Source organism: Micromonospora sp. WMMD964, assembly GCF_029581455.1.
Lineage (GTDB): Bacteria > Actinomycetota > Actinomycetes > Mycobacteriales > Micromonosporaceae > Micromonospora.
Genome location: NZ_CP120860.1, coordinates 3,107,278 through 3,127,699, shown reverse-complemented (window position 1 = coordinate 3,127,699; position 20,422 = coordinate 3,107,278). Strand labels below are relative to the sequence as shown.

16 protein-coding genes are annotated in these 20,422 nt (G+C 71.2%); 10 read left to right on the top strand and 6 right to left on the bottom strand.

The window, feature by feature from the left end; all coding sequences use genetic code 11:
* Together O7616_RS14525 and O7616_RS14520 are read left to right on the top strand one after the other, a co-directional pair.
* A complete protein-coding gene (locus tag O7616_RS14525) occupies positions 1-1,680 on the top strand; it encodes an ATP-binding cassette domain-containing protein (RefSeq protein WP_282307270.1) in 1,680 nt (559 codons plus the stop codon).
* Positions 1,667-3,136, top strand: a complete 1,470-nt coding sequence (locus O7616_RS14520; RefSeq protein WP_282307269.1) for an aminotransferase class V-fold PLP-dependent enzyme — start codon at positions 1,667-1,669, stop codon at positions 3,134-3,136. The genes O7616_RS14525 and O7616_RS14520 overlap by 14 nt, the downstream gene beginning before the upstream one ends.
* Before the next feature lie 12 nt (positions 3,137-3,148).
* Here the strand turns inward: O7616_RS14520 and O7616_RS14515 are convergent, their stop codons facing one another.
* The gene (locus O7616_RS14515) at positions 3,149-3,547 is read right to left on the bottom strand and encodes a hypothetical protein (RefSeq protein WP_282307268.1); all 399 of its coding nucleotides are present in this window, start codon (positions 3,545-3,547) and stop codon (positions 3,149-3,151) included.
* A 380-nt stretch (positions 3,548-3,927) separates the two neighbouring features.
* On the opposite strand from O7616_RS14515, the gene O7616_RS14510 reads away from it, so the two are divergent.
* The 4 genes from O7616_RS14510 (at position 3,928) to O7616_RS14495 (ending at position 8,152) form a co-directional block, all read left to right on the top strand.
* Positions 3,928-5,172 (top strand): family 16 glycosylhydrolase, encoded by a 1,245-nt coding sequence (locus tag O7616_RS14510; protein WP_282261317.1) that lies wholly within the window; start codon positions 3,928-3,930, stop codon positions 5,170-5,172.
* Between the two features lie 158 nt (positions 5,173-5,330).
* Positions 5,331-6,353 carry a DUF4331 family protein gene (locus O7616_RS14505; RefSeq protein WP_282307267.1) on the top strand — a complete coding sequence of 341 codons (1,023 nt, stop codon included), beginning with the start codon at positions 5,331-5,333 and terminating at the stop codon, positions 6,351-6,353.
* Between the two features lie 253 nt (positions 6,354-6,606).
* Positions 6,607-7,152 carry a hypothetical protein gene (locus tag O7616_RS14500; RefSeq protein WP_282307266.1) on the top strand — a complete coding sequence of 182 codons (546 nt, stop codon included), beginning with the start codon at positions 6,607-6,609 and terminating at the stop codon, positions 7,150-7,152.
* A 76-nt stretch (positions 7,153-7,228) separates the two neighbouring features.
* On the top strand, positions 7,229-8,152 hold the full coding sequence (locus O7616_RS14495) for a hypothetical protein (RefSeq protein ID WP_282307265.1): 924 nt from the start codon (positions 7,229-7,231) through the stop codon (positions 8,150-8,152).
* A 70-nt stretch (positions 8,153-8,222) separates the two neighbouring features.
* On the opposite strand, the gene O7616_RS14490 is transcribed toward O7616_RS14495, so the two are convergent.
* From O7616_RS14490 to O7616_RS14480, 3 genes are all read right to left on the bottom strand, one after another.
* A complete protein-coding gene (locus O7616_RS14490) occupies positions 8,223-11,231 on the bottom strand; it encodes a fibronectin type III domain-containing protein (protein ID WP_282307264.1) in 3,009 nt (1,002 codons plus the stop codon).
* Positions 11,232-11,404: 173 nt separating this feature from the next.
* The gene (locus O7616_RS14485) at positions 11,405-11,635 is read right to left on the bottom strand and encodes a DUF2188 domain-containing protein (RefSeq protein ID WP_282307263.1); all 231 of its coding nucleotides are present in this window, start codon (positions 11,633-11,635) and stop codon (positions 11,405-11,407) included.
* A gap of 74 nt (positions 11,636-11,709) precedes the next feature.
* Entirely contained in the window at positions 11,710-12,357 is a 648-nt protein-coding gene (locus tag O7616_RS14480) for a M23 family metallopeptidase (protein WP_282307262.1), read from the bottom strand.
* A gap of 132 nt (positions 12,358-12,489) precedes the next feature.
* Here O7616_RS14480 and O7616_RS14475 point away from each other — a divergent pair, with 132 nt between their 5' ends.
* The 4 genes from O7616_RS14475 to O7616_RS14460 are packed head-to-tail and all read left to right on the top strand — an operon-like array spanning position 12,490 to position 17,439.
* Positions 12,490-14,892 carry a PEP/pyruvate-binding domain-containing protein gene (locus tag O7616_RS14475; protein ID WP_282307261.1) on the top strand — a complete coding sequence of 801 codons (2,403 nt, stop codon included), beginning with the start codon at positions 12,490-12,492 and terminating at the stop codon, positions 14,890-14,892.
* A gap of 28 nt (positions 14,893-14,920) precedes the next feature.
* Positions 14,921-15,586 carry a hypothetical protein gene (locus tag O7616_RS14470; RefSeq protein WP_282307260.1) on the top strand — a complete coding sequence of 222 codons (666 nt, stop codon included), beginning with the start codon at positions 14,921-14,923 and terminating at the stop codon, positions 15,584-15,586.
* A 52-nt stretch (positions 15,587-15,638) separates the two neighbouring features.
* On the top strand, positions 15,639-16,205 hold the full coding sequence (locus tag O7616_RS14465) for a TetR family transcriptional regulator C-terminal domain-containing protein (RefSeq protein WP_282307259.1): 567 nt from the start codon (positions 15,639-15,641) through the stop codon (positions 16,203-16,205).
* A 58-nt stretch (positions 16,206-16,263) separates the two neighbouring features.
* A complete protein-coding gene (locus tag O7616_RS14460) occupies positions 16,264-17,439 on the top strand; it encodes a low temperature requirement protein A (RefSeq protein ID WP_282307258.1) in 1,176 nt (391 codons plus the stop codon).
* A gap of 32 nt (positions 17,440-17,471) precedes the next feature.
* On the opposite strand, the gene O7616_RS14455 is transcribed toward O7616_RS14460, so the two are convergent.
* Positions 17,472-18,782 carry a hypothetical protein gene (locus O7616_RS14455; protein WP_282307257.1) on the bottom strand — a complete coding sequence of 437 codons (1,311 nt, stop codon included), beginning with the start codon at positions 18,780-18,782 and terminating at the stop codon, positions 17,472-17,474.
* A gap of 13 nt (positions 18,783-18,795) precedes the next feature.
* Positions 18,796-20,322: an alkaline phosphatase D family protein gene (locus O7616_RS14450; RefSeq protein WP_282307256.1), complete on the bottom strand. Its 1,527-nt coding sequence runs from the start codon at positions 20,320-20,322 to the stop codon at positions 18,796-18,798.
* Between the last annotated feature and the right edge of the window lie 100 nt (positions 20,323-20,422).

Sequence of the window (20,422 nt, the reverse complement as noted above, 5' to 3'; positions counted from 1 at the left end):
ATGACGACCGAGCAGACCACCGCTCCCCCGCGCCCCGGCGTCGGCATCGCCACCAGTGGTCTCGGGCAGCGCGTCCGGGGCGGTCGCCAGATCCTGGACGACGTCTCGCTGGCCGTCGCGCCGGGCGAGCTGGTCGCGATCATCGGCGCCAGCGGCGCCGGCAAGACCACCCTGCTGGAGCTGCTCGGGGGCGTACGGCGACCGACGGCGGGCACCGTGACGTACGACGGCACCGCCGACCCGGGCACGATCGGTTTCGTCCCGCAGGACGACATCATCCACCGGGAGCTGCCCCTGGCCCGCACCCTGCGGTACGCGGCCCGACTTCGCCTGCCCCGCTCCACCGGGCCGACCGCGGTCGACGACCGGGTCGCCGGGGTGCTCGCCGAACTGCGCCTCGACGAACGGGCCGGCACCCGGGTGGGCCTGCTCAGCGGCGGCGAGCGCAAGCGCGCCAGCATCGCTGTCGAGTTGCTCACCCGGCCCGGCGTCTTCCTCCTCGACGAACCCACGTCCGGGCTGGACCCGGCGATCGCCGTGGAGCTGCTCCAGGTGCTCCGCGCGCTCGCCGACACGGGGACCACCGTCGTGCTCACCACTCACCAGATCACCGACGTGGACCACTGCGACCGGGTGGTCGTGCTGACCCGCGACGGACGATTGGCGTTCACCGGCACCCCGGCCGCGGCCCGGGAGTTCTTCGACCTGCGGTCCCTCGCCGAGGTGCACCTGCGACTCGACCAGGCGACGGACCCCACCGAGTGGCCTGACCGTTTCACCGAGCGGCGGCGCGACGCCGATCGGCCGGCCCGCACCACCGACGCTGGCGGCGGCGCACCCGAGCACGTCGGCCGGCTGCGCCAGTGGGCAGTCCTCACCGCACGCAACGCGGAGATCGTCGCCCGCAACCGGCTGACCCTGGCGATCCTGCTCGGCTCGCCGCTGATGGTGCTCGGCATGTTCGCGCTGCTGTTCCGCCCGGGAGCGTTCGATCCGACCCGGCCGAGCCCGACGGTGACCGTGATGATCCTGTTCTGGATCGCGTTCGGCGGCTTCTTCTTCGGCCTGACCTACGGGCTGCTGCAGATCTGCACCGAGCTACCGATCCTGCGCCGGGAGCGGCTGGCGGGCGTCCGACTGGTGCCGTACCTGATGGGAAAGGTCGCGGTGCTGCTGCCGCTGCTGGCCCTGGTGGACCTGGCCCTGCTCGGGGTCCTGCGTGGCATCGACCGGCTGCCACCCGTCGACGGCCCCGACTTCGCCGCCCTGTACGCGACCCTGCTGCTCTCCTCGACCGCCGCGCTCGCCCTCGGTCTGCTGTGCTCCGCGGCCGTGTCCGACGCGGCCCAGGCGACGCTCATGCTGCCGATGCTCTGTTTCCCGCAGGTGTTGTTCGTCGGTGCGATCCTGCCGGTGCCGGCCATGGCGGTCGGCGGTCAGTGGCTCAGCTACGCCATGTCGAACCGGTGGGCGTTCGAGGCCCTGGGGCACACCGCCGGGGTGGAGCGACTCTGGCGCGACGGCGGCTCCCCGCTCGGTCCGCCGCTGCTCGCCACGTACGGCGACAGCTTCTCCCGTCCGGTGTGGGTGAACTGGTTGGTGCTCGGCGGCTTCGTGGTGCTCTTCCTGACGGCCACCTGGGCGGTGCTGGCACGAAAGGGCTCCCATGGCCACCGGTGAACCGGCGGCGCCCGCCTCGCCGACGGCGTGCCCCGGCTATGCCGCGACGAGCCGGATCGACGACCTGCGGGCCACCGAATACCACCACCTGGACTGCAACGGGCAGGTGTATCTCGACTACGCCGGGTCGGGGGTGGCCGCGCAGTCCCAGGTACGCGAGCACCACGATCGGATGCTCGCGGGCCTGTACGGCAACCCGCACTCGGAGAACCCCACCAGCGGCGCGGCGGGTTCGCTGGTGGAGTCGGCCCGACGCGCCGTGCTCGACTTCTTCCGCGCCGACCCGGCCGAGTACGCGGTCGTCTTCACCCCGAACGCCAGCGGCGCCTGCCGGTTGGTCGGCGAGGCGTACGACTTCCGCCGGGGCAGGTCGTTGGTGTTGACCTGGGACAACCACAACTCGGTCAACGGTGTCCGCGAGTACGCCCGGGCGGCGGGCGCGACCACGCGCTACGTACCGCTGAGCGGGCCGGACCTACGGGTCGCCGAGTCGGATCTGGTCGCGGTGCTGGACGCGGGCCGGGGCGGCCTGGCCGGCCGACGGGGTCGGGCCGGTGGCCGGGGCCTGTTCGCCTATCCGGCGCAGAGCAACTTCTCCGGTGTGCAGCACCCGCTGGGCTGGGTGGAGGTGGCCCACCAACGCGGGTACGACGTGCTGCTCGACGCCGCCGCCTTCACGCCGACGAACCGGTTGGACCTCGGCGTCGTGCGGCCCGATTTCGTGTGCCTGAGCTGGTACAAGCTGTTCGGTTACCCCACCGGGGTCGGCGCGCTGCTGGCCCGCCGTGAGGCACTGGCCCGGCTGCGCCGGCCGTGGTTCGCCGGCGGCACCATTCGCGCGGTCAGTGTGCAGGGCGACTGGCACCGGTCGACTGACGACGAGTCGGCGTTCGAGGACGGCACACTCAACTTCCTGAGCATCCCGGACGTGGAGTTCGGGTTGCGCTGGCTGGACTCGATCGGCGTCGAACTCGTCCACACCCGCGTCGGCCTGCTCACCGAATGGCTGTTGGAACGGCTGACCACACTGCGGCACGACTCGGGCGGGCCGCTGGTGCAGGTGTACGGGCCGACGACCGGTGCGGCGCGGGGCGGGACGGTGACGTTCAACCTCCGCCACCCGGACGGCACCCTCGTCGACGAGCGGCTCGTCGCACGGGAGTCCGCAGCGGCCGGGTTCTCCCTGCGTACCGGCTGTTTCTGCAATCCGGGCGCGGGCGAGGGCGCGTTCGGGATCAGGAGAGAGTCGGTGCGGCGGCGACTGTTGGCGCGCGTCGACACGATCGACCAGTATCTCGACGCGTTGCGCCTGCCGACCGGCGGCGCGGTCCGTGTCTCGTTCGGGTTGGCCTCCACCGCGGCCGACGCGGAACGTTTCGTCGCCTTCGTGCAGTCGACCTACCTGAACCGTGACGTCGGGGTGGCGTCACCGCTGCCGCCCCGACTGCGCTGCTGACGGCAGCGCCGATCAGCCGACCTGGGCCACCGGGGCCGGGCGGTGCTTGATCTCCTCCATGAACGGGAACCGGGCGGTGAGCTCGGCGAACGGCAGCCCGGCCTGCCAGGCGGCAGCCACCTGGGCGACCTGCAACAGGTCCATGACGTCGCCACGCGCGAGGACCTCGCCGGAGATCCGCAGGTCGATCATGAAGTATCGGGCCTGCGAGCCCAGCTTGACGCAGACCACGCCCTGGTCGGAGTGCAGTTCCGCGCAGGTGAAGCGGCTGCGCCCCTGCTCGGGGGCGGTGACCCGGCCGATGTCGAGCCCGTGGCGGGTGGCGGTCTCGATGAGCGCGGGGGCCAGACCACCGTGCTCGACCAGGTCCGGGTAGAGGCGTACACCCAGTGCCGTCGACGCGTCGCTCATGACTGACTCCCACTTCCTTGTGACAGAGACCAGCAGCGCGCAGGTTACGAGAAGGTTTCCCGCACGCCTCGCCATCCTGTCCCGGTTGGACGCCCCACGGCAATAGGAAGGGTCGATTCGACCGCCATCGAGTAACGGTCGGGGTTCCCGGCATCCGGTGACGGGTTGCCGTCGTCCACCTCGGAGGCATCGACGATCCTCGCGTCCCCGTCGCACTCCGACATCCCGCCGCTCACTGGACAGCATCGGGTGGTAACGGACGGTCGTCATATTGGAAACACTCTTGACAGAAAGGACCCGGCATCGACATGCTTCATTGTGGAGAGCGCTCTCCGCCTCTTCGTCACGACGCCTCCATCACCCCCGCTGAGGAGCCTCCCGTGTTCACAGCCCGCTTCCGACCACTCGTACTCGCGGCGGCCGCCCTGGTCACGACCACCGTGGCACTCGTCGTCCCGCCGCAGCCGGATCGAGCCGAGGCCGCCATCGGCCCGATCAGCTGGCAGGACGAGTTCAACTCCCCCGCCGGCACGCCCGTCGACCAGAACAAGTGGCGGTTCGACATCGGCGGCGGCGGCTGGGGCAACAACGAGCGGCAGTACTACACGAGCAGCACGAGCAACGCCGTCCACGACGGCCAGGGCAACCTGGTGATCACCGCCCGCCGCGACAACCCCGCCAACTACCAGTGCCACTACGGGCGCTGCGAGTACACGTCGGCCCGACTGCTGTCCGCAGCCACCTTCACCCAGACGTACGGCCGGTTCGAGGCACGGATCAAGATCCCGCGCGGCCAGGGCATCTGGCCGGCGTTCTGGATGCTCGGCACCGGTGGTGGTTGGCCCGACGCGGGCGAGATCGACATCATGGAGAACATCGGCCGGGAGCCCAACACCGTGTACGGCACCGTGCACGGGCCCGGCTACTCCGGAGGCGGCGGCATCACCGGCAGCCGCACCCTCGGCAGCCCTCTCGCCGACGGCTTCCACACCTACCGGGTCGACTGGGAGCCGAACGTCATCACCTGGTACCTCGACGGGGTGCAGTACCACCGGGTCGACCCCGCGCGACTCGGTGGCAACCGGTGGGTGTTCGACCACCCGTTCTTCATGATCCTCAACGTGGCGGTCGGCGGTAACTGGCCCGGCTACCCGGACGGGTCCACGCAGTTCCCGCAGCAGATGCTCGTCGACTACGTCCGGGTGTCCAGCTACACCTCCGGCGGAGGTGACCCGGCGCCCGGCACCAGCCGGATCCGGGGCGCGCAGAGCGGTCGCTGCATCGACATCCCCGGCGCCGACCCGGTCGAAGGCGCCAAGCTGCAGATCTGGGACTGCAACACCACCGCCGCGCAGGCGTGGACCTTCGCCTCCGACGGCACGGTCCGCGCGATGGGCAAGTGCATGGACCCGGCGTGGGCCGGCACGGCCAACGGCACCGAGGTCAACCTGGTCAGTTGCAACGGCAACACCGCCCAGCGCTTCACTCTCAACGGGGCCGGCGACCTGGTCAACCTCAACGCCAACAAGTGCGTGGACGTCCGGGAGGCCAACCCCAACAACGGCGGCAAGCTGCACCTGTGGGACTGCCTGGGCGCAGCCAACCAGAAGTGGTCGCGCATCTGAAGTACCACGAGTGGGCCGCCCGAGGACAGTCTCGGGCGGCCCGTGCGCGGCCCGCTCCGCCGCCCGGGTGAATCAGAGGCCAACCCTCGCCGCGGTCGAAGCCACGCCCGATACGTTCGGATCAATCCAGAAATCCGGCCGTTCCCGGGAGTGAGTTCATGTCGCACCACCTCGACACCCCCCTCGCCGCCCAGGGCGGTCAGCTCTACATCGACGACCTCTACGTCTTCGACGGCGACCGCGCCACGGTGTTCGTCATGGACGTCAACAGCTCGGTGACCAGGGCCGACATCAAGCGGGGTTTCCACGCCGAGGCCCGCTACGAATTCAAGATCCATATCAACGGCACGGAGCTGGAGGACCTGACCTACCGGTTCGCCTTCGGTGAAGTCGACGCCGAGGGCAAGCAGACCTTCCAGTTGTACGAGCTGACCGGATCGGACGCTCGCGACGACGCCGCGATGGGCACTCCCATCGCCGAGGGACGGACCGGTGAGGTGTCGACCGGCGGCAACGTCCGGGTCTGGGCCGGGCGGATCACCGACCCGTTCTTCGTCGACCTCGACGAACTCGCCACCATCAACGGAGCGGTCAAGGACGGATCGCCTGTGGACCGCTCAGCGTGGCGCGTCGACCAGGCCAAGAACAGCTTCGCCGGCACGACCGTCGAGTCGATCGTCCTGGAGGTGTCCCACGACGAGCCACTGCTGCGCGACGGCACCGAGATCGGCGTGTGGTGTCGCACCCTGCTGGCCACCGACGCCGGGGGCTGGCGTCAGATCAACCGCGCCGGCCACCCCATGATGTGGCCGATCTTCTGGCCGCACGACACCGACTTCTCGAACCCCGCCAACTTCCGCCACCCCAGTCGTGACCTCGCCGAGGACGGCGAGGAGATCGCCAACGCGGTCGCGGGTGTCGTCGCGGCGAACGGCACCGCACCGGACCCGCAGGCGTACGGCTGGAGCGTGGCGCGGCAGCTCTACCCCGACTTCCTGTCGTACAAGGTCGGCACGGCCGCGAACTACGGCTTCGCGGTCCGCAACGGGCGCACCATGGCCGACAACGCGCCCGAGGTGATGTTCTCCCTGATCCTCAACACCGGCACCACCTCGGGTCTCACGCCGGAGGTCACCAAGGCCGCCCGTGCGAACACCTTCCCCTACGTCGTGCCGGCCTGACGGTCCGCCCCACGGACCAGGCTCCGGTAGCCGCCGCTCGGCCGCGCGCCGAAGGCCCGGTTCGCCCGCGGGATCGGCTCGTCGACCCCATCGCGATCGCTCGCTGTCGTAACGACCGGCGGGCGATCGACTCTGTCCAGCCCACGACTGCCCAGCGACCGGGTGATCCCCGAGTCGTTCGCCGATAGTCAGGTGTTTTGCGTAGTTAGTCTTTGAGTGCGCCGTATGGGCGATTCGAGGATAAGGAGATTCGATGCGCAGGAAACTTCTCGCGGGCTTGGCCGGCGTCGCCGCCGTCGTCGCGCTCGCCGGACCGGCCGCCGCGGACACGACCGGCGACACGATCGTGACCCTGACCGTCGACGCCGCCGGCGGTCTGTCGATCACCGTACCGGCGACCGCGAACATCGGGCACGGCATCGAGGGCTCGACCGTCAGCGGGCTGCTCGGCCCGGTAACGGTGCTCGACCAGCGCGGGTCGCTCACCCCCAACTGGACCGCCAGCGTGATCTCCACCGACTTCACCACCGGCGGCGGCTCATCCGGGGAGACGATCCCCAACATCAACGTCCTCTACTGGTCGGGCCCCCCGACGGCGACCGCCGGCGGCGGCACCTTCACGCCCGGTCAGCCGACCGCCGCCCAGCAGGTGATCATCAACGTGCCCCAGACGGCGATGACCCACACCGGCGGCACCGGCAACAACTTCGCCACCTGGAACCCGACCCTGGTGGTCAACGTGCCCGTCAGCACGGTTCAGGGTGTCTACACCGGGACGGTGACACATTCGGTGGTCTGACCCGCTCGGCCGGCTGGCGCTGCTGGCCTCGGTCGCCCTCGTGGCGCTCGGGGTTTCGGCGGCGCCAGCCGTTGCCGTGCGGGAGCACCGACAGGAACCCGCCGAGGAAGCCGCGATCAGCATCCGCATGCTCGACATCCCCGCCAGCCGGGTGCAGGACCCCCGCGCCCAGGTCTACATCGTGGATCACCTGAAGCCCGGGACGACGATCAACCGCCGGGTCGAGGTGCGGAACTCCTCCGGCGAGCCGCAGGAGATCGACTTCTACTCCGGGGCGGCGTCGGTGGAGAACAACGCCTTCACCGTGCCGGAGGGGCGTACGGGAAACGAACTCAGTGGATGGATCCGGTTGAAGACCGCCACGATGGTGCTGGACCCGGGCGAGCGACGGCCGGTCGAGGTCGAGATAGCCGTGCCGAAGAAGGCCTCGAAGGGCGAGCGGTACGCGGCGATCTGGGCGCAGGTCACCAGCGCGAAGGAACGCACCGGCAACGTCACCCAGATCCACCGGGTGGGCATCCGGGTCTACCTGGACATCGGTCCGGGTGGAGAACCGCCGACCGACTTTCGCATCGACGGTCTGGCCGCCGAGCCCGGAACAGGCGAGTTCCCGGTCGTCACCGCGCAGGTCACCAACACCGGCCAGCGCGCGCTGGACATGACGGGCACCCTGTCGCTGAGTAAGGCCGCGGTCCGGGCCGGCCCGTTCAAGGTGACCAACGGTGTGACGATCCTGCCCGGCCGGAGCGGCCAGGTCCGGATCGAGGTCGACCAGGCCCTGCCCGCTGGGACCTGGGACGTGCAGGCGAAACTCGTCAGCGGCATCGTGGAACGCACCGCGACCGGGAAGATCAGCCTGCCCGTCGCGAAGCCGATGGCTGTCGCGACGTCCACCGGGCCGAGTCGGCTGGTCTACGCGGTCGGCGGGATCGCCCTGCTGGTGCTGGTCACCCTGGGCGGCTGGTACCTCGTCCGCCGACAACGACCCCGGCTCGCCTGAGCACTCGGAGTCTGCCCGGCCGTTTCCGTCGGAACGGCCGGGCAGCACCGTCCCCGACGACCTGGAGTTCTCAGATGACCGAGTGCGTCACGACGGCCACGTAGTCACCGACCACCACCCCGGACGGGATCGTCAACCACAGGGTCGGGTTCCAGGTGGCGGAGTTCGGACCGCCGCTCTGGCCGGACCACCCGGCGGCCGTACGCGGGGTGTTCAGCACCGCGCCGGGCTGCGGAATGAACGTCCCGACGCCGGTGGCGGCAGTCGCGGCACCGGAGGCGTACGTGATGCCGCTGTTGGGGATGGTCTCCCCACCCGAACCGGATCCCGTGGTGAAACTCGTGCTGGAGACGACGCTGACCCAGTTGCCGGAGAACGGCCCTCGGTCGTCGGTGACGGTCACCGGGCCGAGCTGGCCCGAGACGCCTGTCGTACCCGAGGTGACGGTGCCCAGCGCGGAGATCGCCGGGACGCTGATGGAGAGCCCACCGAGCGGGCTGATGACCAGCTCGACCGGTCGGGTCGCGGACTGGTCGTACGAGTCGGTCACCCGCACGGTGAAGGGGAACGTCCCGGACACGGTGGGTGTGCCGGAGAGCAGACCGCTGACCGGGTCGAGGGTCAATCCGGCGGGCAGGGTCCCGGCGCTGACCGACCAGGCGAAGGGAGCCGTGCCGTCGTTCACTGTGAACTGGTACTGGTACGGGTCGTACACCTTGCCGGGCGGCGGCGGTGCGAAGGTCAGGTTCGGTGCCGGGTTGACAGTCACCGACGCGGAGGCGGCCGACTGTGGACCGGTCCCGGCGGCGTTGATCGCCGCCACCCGGAAGGTGTAGGTGGCACCGCCGGTCAGCCCGGTGACGACCTGGGTCGTGGCGGTTCCGGTGAAGGTCTGCGGGGTCTGCGCCACCCCGGCGAGGTACGGCGTCACGGTGTACCCGGTGATGGCCGACCCGCCGTTGGTCGGGGTGGTCCAGCTCAGCCTGGCGGCGGTGGTACCCGCGGTGGCCGAGGTGATCGTCGGGGCGCCGGGCAGGGTGTATGGAACCACCGCCGCCGAGGCCGGGCTGGCCGCGCCGGTGCCGTACGCGTTCACCGCGGCCACCCGGAAGGCGTACGAGGAGCCGGCGGTGAGGCCGGTCAGGGTGCGGCTGGTGGTGGAGGCGTCGAACGAGAGCGTGGGTTGGGTGACGCCGTCACGGATCGGGGTGATCAGGTAGCCGGTGATCGGGCTGCCGTTGCTGGCCGGCGCGGTCCAGTTCACGGTGGCGCTGGTGAAGCCCGCGACGGCGGTGGGCGTGGCCGGAGTGCCCGGTGCGGACGCGTAGACGTAGTTCGCCGATCCGGCGGAGCCGCGGGTGACGACGCTGACGGTGACCGTCGCCGGGCTGGACCGGGCGGGCATGGAGGAGATGCCGAGCGTGCCGTTGGGGTTCGCGGTGAAGCAGCCGGGGGCCGGGCCGGAGGCGCACGGCAGCAACAGCACCGAGGTGCCGGCCTGCTGCTCGGCGGCCGTACCGATGGTGATCGCTGTCGCGCCGGTGAGGTTGCTGCCTCCGACGGTGACCGGGATGCCGCCGGAGATCGAGCTTTGGGCCGGGGTGACGGTGACGCCGGTCGGTGCGGTCGCCGGGGCGACCGGGGTGGTGCCGGTGGCGAGCCCCGGGTTCGCGTCGATCGACGACGAGGTCGCCACGGTCGCGGTCTGGATCTGCGTCGGGGTCACGCCGGTGCCGGTGACCGTGGCGACGACGGTGATGGGCGGCAGGAACGTGCCGCCGGCGAACGGGCCGTTGCTGTTGGTGCAGGTGATGGTCTGCCCGGACGGTGGGCCGCAGACCCAGCCGGACCCGTAGGCGGCGCGCGGTACGACACCGCTGGGGACGGTCTGGGTGACCGAGATCGGTGCCGTCTCGGCGGCGCCGGCGTCGACCCCCGCGGTGATCGAGTAGGTGACCGGGTCACCGGGTTGCGGGGAGGGGCCGACCGCACTGGTCTGCGACACGTTCAGGTCGGGCACCTGGTTGAAGCTGACCGCTCGGGCCTCGTCGATCTCGTGGAAGTCGGTGACCGAGCCGGTGGAGCCCACCCAGCCGAAGGCGAGCTGCCGTGGGTAGCCGTCGGCGTTCAACCAGGTGGGCGACGGGTACAGGCTGGGCGACACGACCGGGAGCATGCCCTCCAGAAGTCGCGGCTGCCCGCCGACGGGGGTGAATCTGATCCGGTACTGACCGGCGGGGGTGGTGATGCCGGTGTCGGTGGTGTACGGCGACGAGGTGGTGTTGATGACGACCTCGACCGGCACCACGGACGCGGCCCGGGTGTTGGCCCGCAACGGGATCGCCGGAGCCGAGGTGCTTCCGGCGGTGCTGTTCAGCGCGCAGTAGCCGACGCCGTTGCGGCCCGGTCCACGAACGACGACCTGGCCGGGGACCCGCCCACCGGTGGTCGAGATGTACGGCGGGTTCGTGCAGCCGGTCCCCTGGTAGGTGCTGCTGCTGAAGTTGCCGAAGACGTCCAGGCCGATGCCCAGGTATCCGTTGGACAGGCCCGCCGACACACCGTTGAACGCCGCAGAGTAGCCCAGCGAGCCGCCCGACGGGCCGAGGGTCGACGGGGACCTGGGGTTGGCCGGGTCGACGGCGGCCAGCGCGAAGGCGAGGCCGTCCGCACCCGGGTTGCTACCGCCGTACTGGTAGGTGTTGAAGGTCAGGTGCAGGCCCTGCGAAGTGGGCACGCTCACCGCGGCGAACACCCCGCCCTGCCGGTTCACGGTGGCGGGGGTGAGGCGCAGTTTGCCCGCGCCCTGCGGGTCGGTGGAGGTGGTGCAACTCAGCAACGGGCCGGTGGTGGTGTTGCCGGCGGCGCTCAGGCAGGCGGCGTTGGTGCCGCCGGCGAGGGGCACGGCGGGCACCGCAACCGCGCCGATGCCGTTCGCGGTGTTGTTGTGGAACGGCTGGTCGAACAGGACGGACCCGGCCGCCGACGCCGGGACCGGCCCGAACGCGAGAGCCCCCACGAGCACGACAAGGACCAGCGCGCCGGCACTGGTCGGACGAGGCCGGCCCCACAACGACATGCCCACTCCCAGCTTTCACTTCAGTCCCGATTCGGACTATAACTCCCTAAACCACCCATATTTCCGGTACGCGGATAACGGCCGGAGGTCGACGAGGACCTCAGCGAGAACGGACCGACCCCCGTCGGCTCCTGCCGAGGGGGTCGGTCCGCGGAGAACGAGGAACGAGGGCGTCAGCCCGCGATGTCCCGGGGATCGCGGCTTCGCGGGTAGGTGTTCTTCTCCCCGATCGTGCCGTCCTGCTTCTTGACCACGTGTTCGACACCCCGGTCGGCCGCCATCTCGCGGCCCTGGGCCTGCGCGTCGGCCTTCACGTCATGCGTGCTGCTGGCCCGCTCGTTGCCCTCCGGCTTGTTCTTCCACTGCCCGTCCTCGTGGTACGTGTCGACGTCACCCTTGGCCATGGCCGGCTCCTCCCTGCGACCGAAACTGTTGCCCGAACCAGTGCCCCGGGGCCCGGCGGGCAAACCGCCCGTCCTCAGGAGACGGCCGGGCAGTTGTTGCTCACCCGCCGCAGAATCTGTTCACGGTCGTCGGTGGTGATGCCCGACGGCGTACCGTCGAAGTGGGTCTCGACCTTCTCCCAGCCGCGACGCTGTTCGTAGTGCAGGTGCGGCGCCCCGGAGTTGCCGGTGCTGCCGAGTTTCCCGATCTGTTCGCCCTGGGCGACCTTCTGGCCGACCTCGACCAGCGGCGGTTCGAGCAGGTGCAGGTACTGCGTCTCCCACGTGCCGCCGTGGTCGATCTTCACCCAGTAACCGCCGCCACGCCCGCGTGGGCCCTCCGGGTTCTCCGGCGTACGACCGCCGAGCGACCCGTTGATGCCCGCCACGGTGACCGTTCCGGCATAGGACGCGAGCACCGGACGCCCCCACGCCTCGCCCTCGACGGGGAAGAAGTCCACGTCGTAGTCGTCGTGGCCGGGATAGGTGCTGAGCTGCCAGGTCTCGCCGCAGGCGACGGGCATCTGGAACAGCGGGCGCGGACCCGCCGGTCGCAGCATCGGCAGCACGACGACCGCGACACCGAGGACGGCCGCCGCCGCGACGAGCGCGAGGAGCACGAGGAGGGTACGGCTTCGAGGGCGGCGGTGGGTGCGGGCTCTGGCGGGGCGGCCGGTCGTCACCGGCCCGAGCATGGCAGACGCCGGCAACGTCGCGGTTCCGGGTCACCACCGAATCGGAAACATTGCAGTTGCATCGTGAACGAGCTACGGTCGTATCCGATACAGTCGTATTGCAACGAGAGTGGGCCCGCGATGCACGTGATCCCGTTGTCCGAGGTGACCACCGAGATGCTCGACCTGGTCGGCGGCAAGGCCGCCGGCCTGGGCGAGCTGATCCGGCGCGGCGAACGGGTCCCCGAGGGCTTCTGCGTCACCACCGAGGCACACCGCCTCGGCGTGATTCCCACCGCCGAGGTCACCGCCGCGTACGAGCGGCTGGGCGCGGGCCCGGTCGCGGTGCGCTCCAGCGCCACCGCCGAGGATCTGCCCGACGCGAGCTTCGCCGGACAGCAGGACACCGTGCTGGACGTCGTGGGCGCCAGCGAGGTGATCGCCGCCATCGCGAAGTGCTGGGACTCGCTGCACAACGACCGGGCGACCGCCTACCGCGACGCCCACCAGATCGACGGTCGGCAGGTGCGGATGGCCGTCGTCGTGCAACGCATGATCGCGCCCAAGGTCGCCGGGGTGCTCTTCACCGCCAACCCGCTCACCGGTCGTCGCGACGAGATGGCCGTCGACGCGGCTCCGGGTCTGGGCACGACGGTGGTGGACGGCGCGGCGACCGTGGACCACTACGTCCTCGACGGCGTCAGCCGAGACGACACCGGATGCCTGACGTCCGCGCACCTGGCCGACCTGAGAGCCACCGGCGAGCGACTTCAGGCGCACTTCGGCTGCCCCCAGGACATCGAGTGGGCGATCGACGCGCACGACGTCCGGTGGCTCCTCCAGTCCCGGCCGATCACCAGCCTGTTCCCACAGCCACCGGCCACCGACAAGCCTCTCCCCCGGGTCTACCTGGAGTTCGGTCACGTCCAGGGCATGCGGCAACCGGTCACCCCGATGGGCATGTCGACGCTGCGGACACAGATCGCCGCCATGCTGGCCTCGCTGGGTGTGCGGGTCGAGATCGTCGACATCGGCGGACGGCTCTACGGCGACCTGACCGACCTGGCTCGGGACCGGTCCTCCCGCAAGCGGCTGGTCAAGCTCATGGCTGTCGACTTCGGGCCACGCGCCCAGGCGGTGATGCAGCACGTGCTGGCCGATCCCCGCTTCGCCCCGACCAGCGGCGGTGCCCGGCGCGGCGAAACACCGACTGCGGCGTCGCTGCGCACCGCCCGGCGCGCGGTCGTGGGGATCCTGCGGGCCCTGGCTCGTCCCGACACCGCGCGGCTCCGGATGTTCGAGGCGATCGAGCAGATGAGGACACGGTCGGCCGCCCCCGCCGACCTGCGTACCACCGCCGACCGGCTGCGCTTCGTGCAGGCGCGCGACGCCGACGACAGCGCCGACGCGATCATGTGGCCGATCGTCGCGGGGATGCTCGCCGCCGCGTTGCCGACCACACTGCTCAAGGGCCTCGCCGGGCCGGACGAGATCCACACCGTGCTGGGCGGCATGCCGCACAACGTCACCATCGAGATGGACCTGGCACTGTGGCGGCTCGCCCAGAACGCGGGCGAGCACCGGCAGCTCCTCCTGGACACCCCGCCGGCCGAGTCGGCCGCGCGCTACCTGGCCGGGACCCTGCCCGACATCGGCATGGCCGCCTTCCTGGCCGCCTACGGTCACCGGGGCGTCGCCGAGGTCGACCTCGGCGTGCCGCGCTGGGAGGAAGACCCCACGCCGGTATTCGCCGCGGTCGTGAACTACCTCCGGGTCACCGATCCGCGGCAGGGCCCCGACCAGCGCTTCCGACGGGCCGCCTCCGCGGCGGAGGCAGCGCTGGAGGAGCTGACCCGGCGAGCCCGCCGTCGGCGGCCGGTGCGGGGCACCATCGCCGGTTTCCTGCTGCGCCGGGCCCGGTCGTTGGCGGGCCTGCGCGAGGCCGGCAAGTTCGCCGGGCTCTATCCACTGCGCGAGACACGCCGTCAACTGCTGCTCATCGGGGCCGACCTGCACCACTCGGGGTTGCTGGACCAGCCCGACGACATCATGTTCCTGACCCTCGACGAGGTGCACACCGCCGTACACCAGGGGGTTGATCCGCGGGCGACGGTCACCGCCCGACGGGCCGTGTACCGGCGGGAGTCGCGGCGCCGGACGGTGCCGGTGGCGCTGCTCTCCGACGGCACCGATGTCGAGGCCGTCCTGCCGGCGGTGGCCGGCGGCGACGGGACGCTGACCGGCGTGGGCGCGTCGGCGGGCCGGGTGACCGGTCCCGCCCGGGTGGTCCACGACCCGCGGACCGCCCACATCGAGCCCGGCGACGTCCTGGTGGCCGCGACCACCGACCCCGGCTGGACGCCGCTGTTCCTCACCGCCGCCGCGCTGGTCACCGAGACCGGCGCGATCATGGCGCACGGCCCGACGGTGGCCCGTGAGTACGGCATCCCCGCCGTCATCTGCGTGCCCGACGTCACCCGGACGATCCGCACGGGGCAGGTCGTCACCGTGGACGGCGCCGCCGGCACCGTCACGCTCCACTGACCGCCGACAGCTACCGAGAAGGACGACGATGAGCGACACGAACGCCCCGACCAGGGCGCGGGTGGGCCCGCTGCTGCGTCGCGCGGCGCAGGCCGAGGCCGCGACGTGGCGCAGCCTGTACGTGTGGGCGCGACGCCGCCCGCTGCCGCTGGGCCCCGGCGACGAGCCGTTCGGCTACCTCGGCGTGGTCAAGCCGATCCTGGGCATCTTCATCGGTCTGTCGGTGATCGAGATCCCGATCTTCGATGTCGTCGTCACCCACGTGGTGCCCTGGCGACCCGCCCGTTGGATCGTGCTCGGCCTGGGCATCTGGGGTCTGCTCTGGATGATCGGCCTGTACGCCAGCATGACCATCCACCCCCACGTCGTGGGCGACCGGGGCCTGCGGGTGCGGCTCAGCTCAGGCATCGACGTCTTCGTCCCGTGGACGGACGTCGAGGCGCTGCGAAAGCGGTACCGCTCGCTGCCGTCGAGCAGGTCGGTGCAGGTCGAGCAGGAGGGCGACCGGCGGGTGGTGTCCATCTCGGTCGGCAGCCAGACGAGCATCGACGTCCTGCTGCGCCGGCCGATGACCTTCGACCTGCCGAGGGGTGGATCCGTGCCGACGAACGAGCTGCGACTGTACGCCGACGACCCGGACGGCCTTTTGCACAGCGCCCGGGGCACCCCCACGAGCAACACCGTCAGCCGGTGACCACCGCCGCTGGCGGGGTGTCCGGGTCCCCCACTGTGAAACGGTCGAGGCCATGCCCAAGAAGGTCGATCACCAGGAGCGACGCACCCTCATCGCGGACGCGTTGATGCGGGTCGCCGCGGACCAGGGGCTGGAGGCCGTCAGCCTCCGACACGTGGCGGCCGCCGCCGGTGTGTCCGCCGGAATGGTCCAGCACTACTTCCGGACCAAGGACGAGATGATGGCGTTCGCGTTGAGCGTCGTACGCGAACGCAGCCAGGTCCGGGTCACCGACGCGGTCGCCCGGCTGGGCGAGAACCCGCCGCCTCGGCTGCTGCTGCGGACCCTGCTCGCCGCCCTGCTGCCCCTCGACGAGCACACCCGCGACGACGGGCGGGTGGCGCTCGCGTTCCTCGCGTACACGGCGGTGCGACCGGCCGCCGCGACCGGCCTCCGTGCGGGCACCCGGCAGCTCACCGAGTTCGTGGCCGGCGTCCTGCCTGCCGGCCGAGGCGACGCCGCCGCGGCCGGCCTGCTGGCGCTGATGGAAGGGCTGGGCGTCTACCTGCTCGGCGGGCAGTACACCGCCGAGCAGGCGCTGGACGCGCTCGACGCCCACCTGGACCTGCTCTTCGGCTGAGTCGTCGCAGCTGGGCGTTGACCCCCGGAGACGGTGGTCGACAGACCAGGATGAGCGGATGAGCCGCGGCCACCGCTCCCGGCCGGTGCTGGTCGAGGAGGCGCACCGGGCCACCACCTTCGAGATCTTCTTCGACCTGGTCCTGGTGTTCGCGCTGACCCGGCTCATCGGTTTCATGGCGGAGTCGCTGGGTCCGCTCACCCTGTACCAGGGGCTGCTGCTCCTGCTGTGGTTCTGGTACGCGTGGAGCTGCTACGCGTGGCTGGGCAACCAGCTACGTGCGGACACCGGGCTCGTGCCGGCCGGGATGCTGGCGGCGATGGCCGCCATCTTCGTGGCCGCGCTGGTGATCCCGGAGGCCTGGCAGCGCCACGACGGTGCGTTGAGCCCACCGCTCACCCTGGCCATCGCCTACCTCGTGGTCCGCGGCCTGCACCTCACCCTCATGTTCTACGCCTCGTCCGGCGACCCGCAGTACCGCCGGCAGGCCTGGCGCTTCGCCGGGTCCACCGCCCTCGCCTGGATCCCCCTGCTGGTGGGAGCCGCCCTCGGCTCGACCGCGCAGACCGTGCTGTGGACCGTCGCGTTCCTCGTCGACTACGGCGGCGGCCGGATCGCCACCTCCGCCAGCTTCGGCGAGGTCCGCAGCGGGTCGCACTTCGCCGAACGCCATGGGCTGGTGCTGATCATCGTGCTCGGTGAGTCCCTGCTGTCGGCCGGCGCGGGCGCGGGGCTCACCCCGCTCGACTGGCCGGTGCTGCTGGCCGCGGTGCTCGGCTTCACCGCGACCGTGTGCCTGTGGTGGCTCTACTTCGTGGGCGGCGCACCGGCCGCCGCCAAGGTGCTGACGGCGGCCTCGCCGCGCTCCCGACGCCGCCAGCAGTTGGCGTCGGACGCGTACACGCTGGCGCACCTGCCGATGGTCGCCGGGGTTCTCTCCTTCGCCCTCGGCATCCACCTGTTGCTCGACGATCTGGCCGACGAGGCGCGCCCCGTCTCCATGGGCTGGGCCCCGGCGACGGTGCTCTACGGCGGGGTGGCGCTCTACCTCCTCGGCCGTTTCCTGTTCCTCCGGCTGACAGTGCGTACGCGGCCGAATCGGCTCGTCGCGATCGTCATCCTGCTCCTGCTGGTGCCGGTGGCCCGACTCCTCCCCACGTTGGCCGCCCTCGGACTGCTCGCGGCGCTCCTCGCCGCCGTGGTCGTGTACGAGCGACAGACGCGGACCGACTGACGGTACCCCCGCCCGTCGACGGGGGTACCGACTCAGTGGGTCGGGGTGCCCCGCGCCTTGAGTCGGCGCAGTTCGTCGGCGGACATCAGCCAGGTGGAGTTCGTCGTACCGAGGCCGAGGAGCACCTGGTCGAAGCTGTTCCCGTCGTTGTCGTCGGTGTAGCAGACGCTCACCTCGCCCCACGGCGACGCGGCGAGCGCGAAGTGCTCCTGGCGACCGGTCGTGGTCTGGCTCAGCGCCTGGGCCGCCAGCCGGCCGTCGACAGTGCCGTCGGGGTTGAGGCCCCGGGCCCAGACGTCCGGGTTCGCGCCCGACACCGTCCAGCCCACCACGGCGTTGTCCTGGTCGTCGATGCCCACGCTGGGCGCGACGGCACCGGTGCCGGTGGAGACCTCGACCTCCCCGTGCCGGGCCGTACCGGCCGCGGTGAACGAACGCGCCCAGACACCCCGGGTGCCGGTGTGGTCGGATTCCCAGCCGACGGTGAAGTCACCGGCGAAGTTCGCCGCGACCGAGGCACGTCGCTGCTGCCCGCCGCTCTGCGCGTTGGCCGTCCGCCGGGACAGCACCACCGCGCCGGTGGACCGGGCCAGCCGGGTCAACCCGATGTTGTCCGAGCCGTTCGCGTCGGCGTCCTCGTCCCAGACCACCAGCGCCTCGCCGGACGCCGACACCGCCACGTCGGGGCGGTGGTGCGTGCCCGTCGTCTGCGAGGCCGTCACCTCGTACCCCTTGGTGGTGGGCGCGGTGAAGCCGGCGGCCTTGACGGTGGCGGGTGCGGTTCCCTGCACGTCCTCCCAAACGACGGTGAAGCCGACCGCGGCGGTGGTCGGCGCGCCGTCCGGGTCGACGCCGACCTTCGGCCAGATCTGCTGCCCGGCGTCGGAGGCGTTGGCCTGCCCCGAGCCGAGCACCGCGCCGGTCGGCGAGACGACCCGGTACTGGATGTTGTAGTAGCCGTTGCCGTCGCCGTCGGCGGCCCACACCACGACGGCGTTGCCCCTGTCGTCGAGCCCGACGTCCGGGCTGATGTGCCGCCAGGCGGCCCCACTGGTGCCGCCGTTGGAGAGCTTCAGCTCGTAGCCGGGCGTGCCGTCGCGGAACAGCCGCAGGTAGACCTCGCTGTGGGTGTCGTCCTCGGGTGCGGTGCTGTCCCGGTCGTCCTCCCACACCACGGCGACCTGACCGTTGCGGTTCATGGCGATGGAGGGCAGGTCCTGGTCGCCGGTGGCGACGCTGTTCGCGGTGGTCCAGGTGACCGCCTCGGCGGTCATCGCGGTCGGGGCCGGTGCCAGGTTCGGGACCAGCAGGGACGCGGTGAGCAGTGCGGTGATCGCGGTCATCGGGCTCTCTCCCTCAGCCGGCCTGGAGGCCGGGCCGGCCGTCGAGGATCACGAACGAACGCACCGTGGACGCCGCCGCACCGTGCTCGGTCACCGTGTTCAGCGCGCGGAAGTCCGCGCGCACCTGGCTGCGACTGATCGTGGTACGCACGTAGCCCCGCCGGTCCGAGTGGAACTTCAGGTGCGGGTTGGTCGCCGCGTTCGGGATGGTGGTGCTTCCGGTGCCGTTGCCGGCGGAGGTGATCGAGGTGCAGACCAGCTCGGTGCCGATGGTCGCGGACGACGGGTCGGCGTAGTCGGCCTTGAGTTCGTTGGCCCACGACTTGTGGACGTCGCCGGTGAGCACCAGCGGGTTGCGTACCCCGCGTTGCTGCCAGCCGGTCTGGATGCGGCTGCGGGAGGCGCGGTAGCCGTCCCAGGCGTCCATGCTGGCCGCCCCGGCGGCGTCGAACTGACGGGCGAAGAAGACCTGCTGACCGAGGATGTCCCAGGTGCCGTAGCGCTGGGCCAGGCCGTCGAGCAGCCACGCCTCCTGGGTCGCCCCGGTCAGCGACCGGGAGGTCAGGTCCGCGTCCGCGCACACCTTCCAGCCGTCACCGCACGCCTGGTCGTCGCGGAACTGCCGGGTGTCGAGCAGGTGGAAGGTGGCGAGCTGACCCCACCGGACGCGTCGGTACAGCGGGATGCTGTTGCCGTTCGCGGCGGAGGCCGGCCGCAGCGGCATGTTCTCGTAGTAGGCCCGATAGGCGGCGGTCCGCCGGGCGGTCCACTGCGCGGCGGTCAGTGTGGGGCTGCTGTCGTTGCGGACCATGTCGGCGTAGTTGTTCTCCACCTCGTGGTCGTCCGGCACCACCAACCAGGGCGCCGCCGCGTGGGCCGCCTGCAGGTCGGGGTCGGACTTGTAGAGCGCGTACCGGCGGCGGTAGTCGGCCAGCGACACGATCTCGGCGCCGACGTGCTGCCGCACGGCGGAGGTGTTGACGCCGCCCTCGTAGATGTAGTCCCCGAGGTGCAGGATCAGCCCCGGGTTGTCCTCGGCCATCCTCCGGTACGCGGTGTAGTAACCGGCCTCGTAGTGCGCACACGAGGCGAAGGACATCACCAGGTCGCGGCCGAAGGAGCTGGGCGCCGGGGCGGTCCGGGTGCGCCCGACCGGGGAGATCTGACCCTGGGCCCGGAACCGGTAGAAGTAGTCGGAGTCGGCGGCGAGCCCACCCGCTATCGCGTGCACCGAGTGCGCGTCGGCGTAGAGGGCGACCACCGAGCCGGAGGCGACCAGCGAGGTGAACCGGTCGGTGGTGGACACCTGCCACTCGACTGTCACGTCGGCGTCGGCCATACCGCCCTGCCCGTCGGCGTTGAGCGGCGACGGTGCCAGCCGGGTCCAGAGGACCACGCTGTCGGGCGCCGGGTCACCGGACGCCACACCGAGTTTGAAGGGGTACGGCACCGCGGCGCGGGCGTTCTGGCGTGGTGTCAGCGCGACACCGGCGGTCACCAGTCCACTGAGGACGAAGATGCGACGACTGAGCCTTGTCATGGTCAGCAGCCTCGGGAACGTCGATGAACGGCGATGGGTGCGGCGCGGAATCCCACATGACGGAATGCTGTCCGCACCAAGGCGGTCAGGTGTCGTGGCT

Bases quoted from the DNA above. Each gene is read 5' to 3' on its own strand.
- O7616_RS14525 (WP_282307270.1), top strand. From the start codon at position 1: ATGACGACCGAGCAGACCACCGCTCCCCCGCGCCCCGGCGTCGGCATC.
- O7616_RS14520 (WP_282307269.1), top strand. From the start codon at position 1,667: ATGGCCACCGGTGAACCGGCGGCGCCCGCCTCGCCGACGGCGTGCCCC.
- O7616_RS14515 (WP_282307268.1), bottom strand. From the start codon at position 3,547: ATGAGCGACGCGTCGACGGCACTGGGTGTACGCCTCTACCCGGACCTG.
- O7616_RS14505 (WP_282307267.1), top strand. From the start codon at position 5,331: ATGTCGCACCACCTCGACACCCCCCTCGCCGCCCAGGGCGGTCAGCTC.
- O7616_RS14500 (WP_282307266.1), top strand. From the start codon at position 6,607: ATGCGCAGGAAACTTCTCGCGGGCTTGGCCGGCGTCGCCGCCGTCGTC.
- O7616_RS14490 (WP_282307264.1), bottom strand. From the start codon at position 11,231: ATGTCGTTGTGGGGCCGGCCTCGTCCGACCAGTGCCGGCGCGCTGGTC.
- O7616_RS14485 (WP_282307263.1), bottom strand. From the start codon at position 11,635: ATGGCCAAGGGTGACGTCGACACGTACCACGAGGACGGGCAGTGGAAG.
- O7616_RS14475 (WP_282307261.1), top strand. From the start codon at position 12,490: ATGCACGTGATCCCGTTGTCCGAGGTGACCACCGAGATGCTCGACCTG.
- O7616_RS14470 (WP_282307260.1), top strand. From the start codon at position 14,921: ATGAGCGACACGAACGCCCCGACCAGGGCGCGGGTGGGCCCGCTGCTG.
- O7616_RS14465 (WP_282307259.1), top strand. From the start codon at position 15,639: ATGCCCAAGAAGGTCGATCACCAGGAGCGACGCACCCTCATCGCGGAC.
- O7616_RS14460 (WP_282307258.1), top strand. From the start codon at position 16,264: ATGAGCCGCGGCCACCGCTCCCGGCCGGTGCTGGTCGAGGAGGCGCAC.
- O7616_RS14455 (WP_282307257.1), bottom strand. From the start codon at position 18,782: ATGACCGCGATCACCGCACTGCTCACCGCGTCCCTGCTGGTCCCGAAC.
- O7616_RS14450 (WP_282307256.1), bottom strand. From the start codon at position 20,322: ATGACAAGGCTCAGTCGTCGCATCTTCGTCCTCAGTGGACTGGTGACC.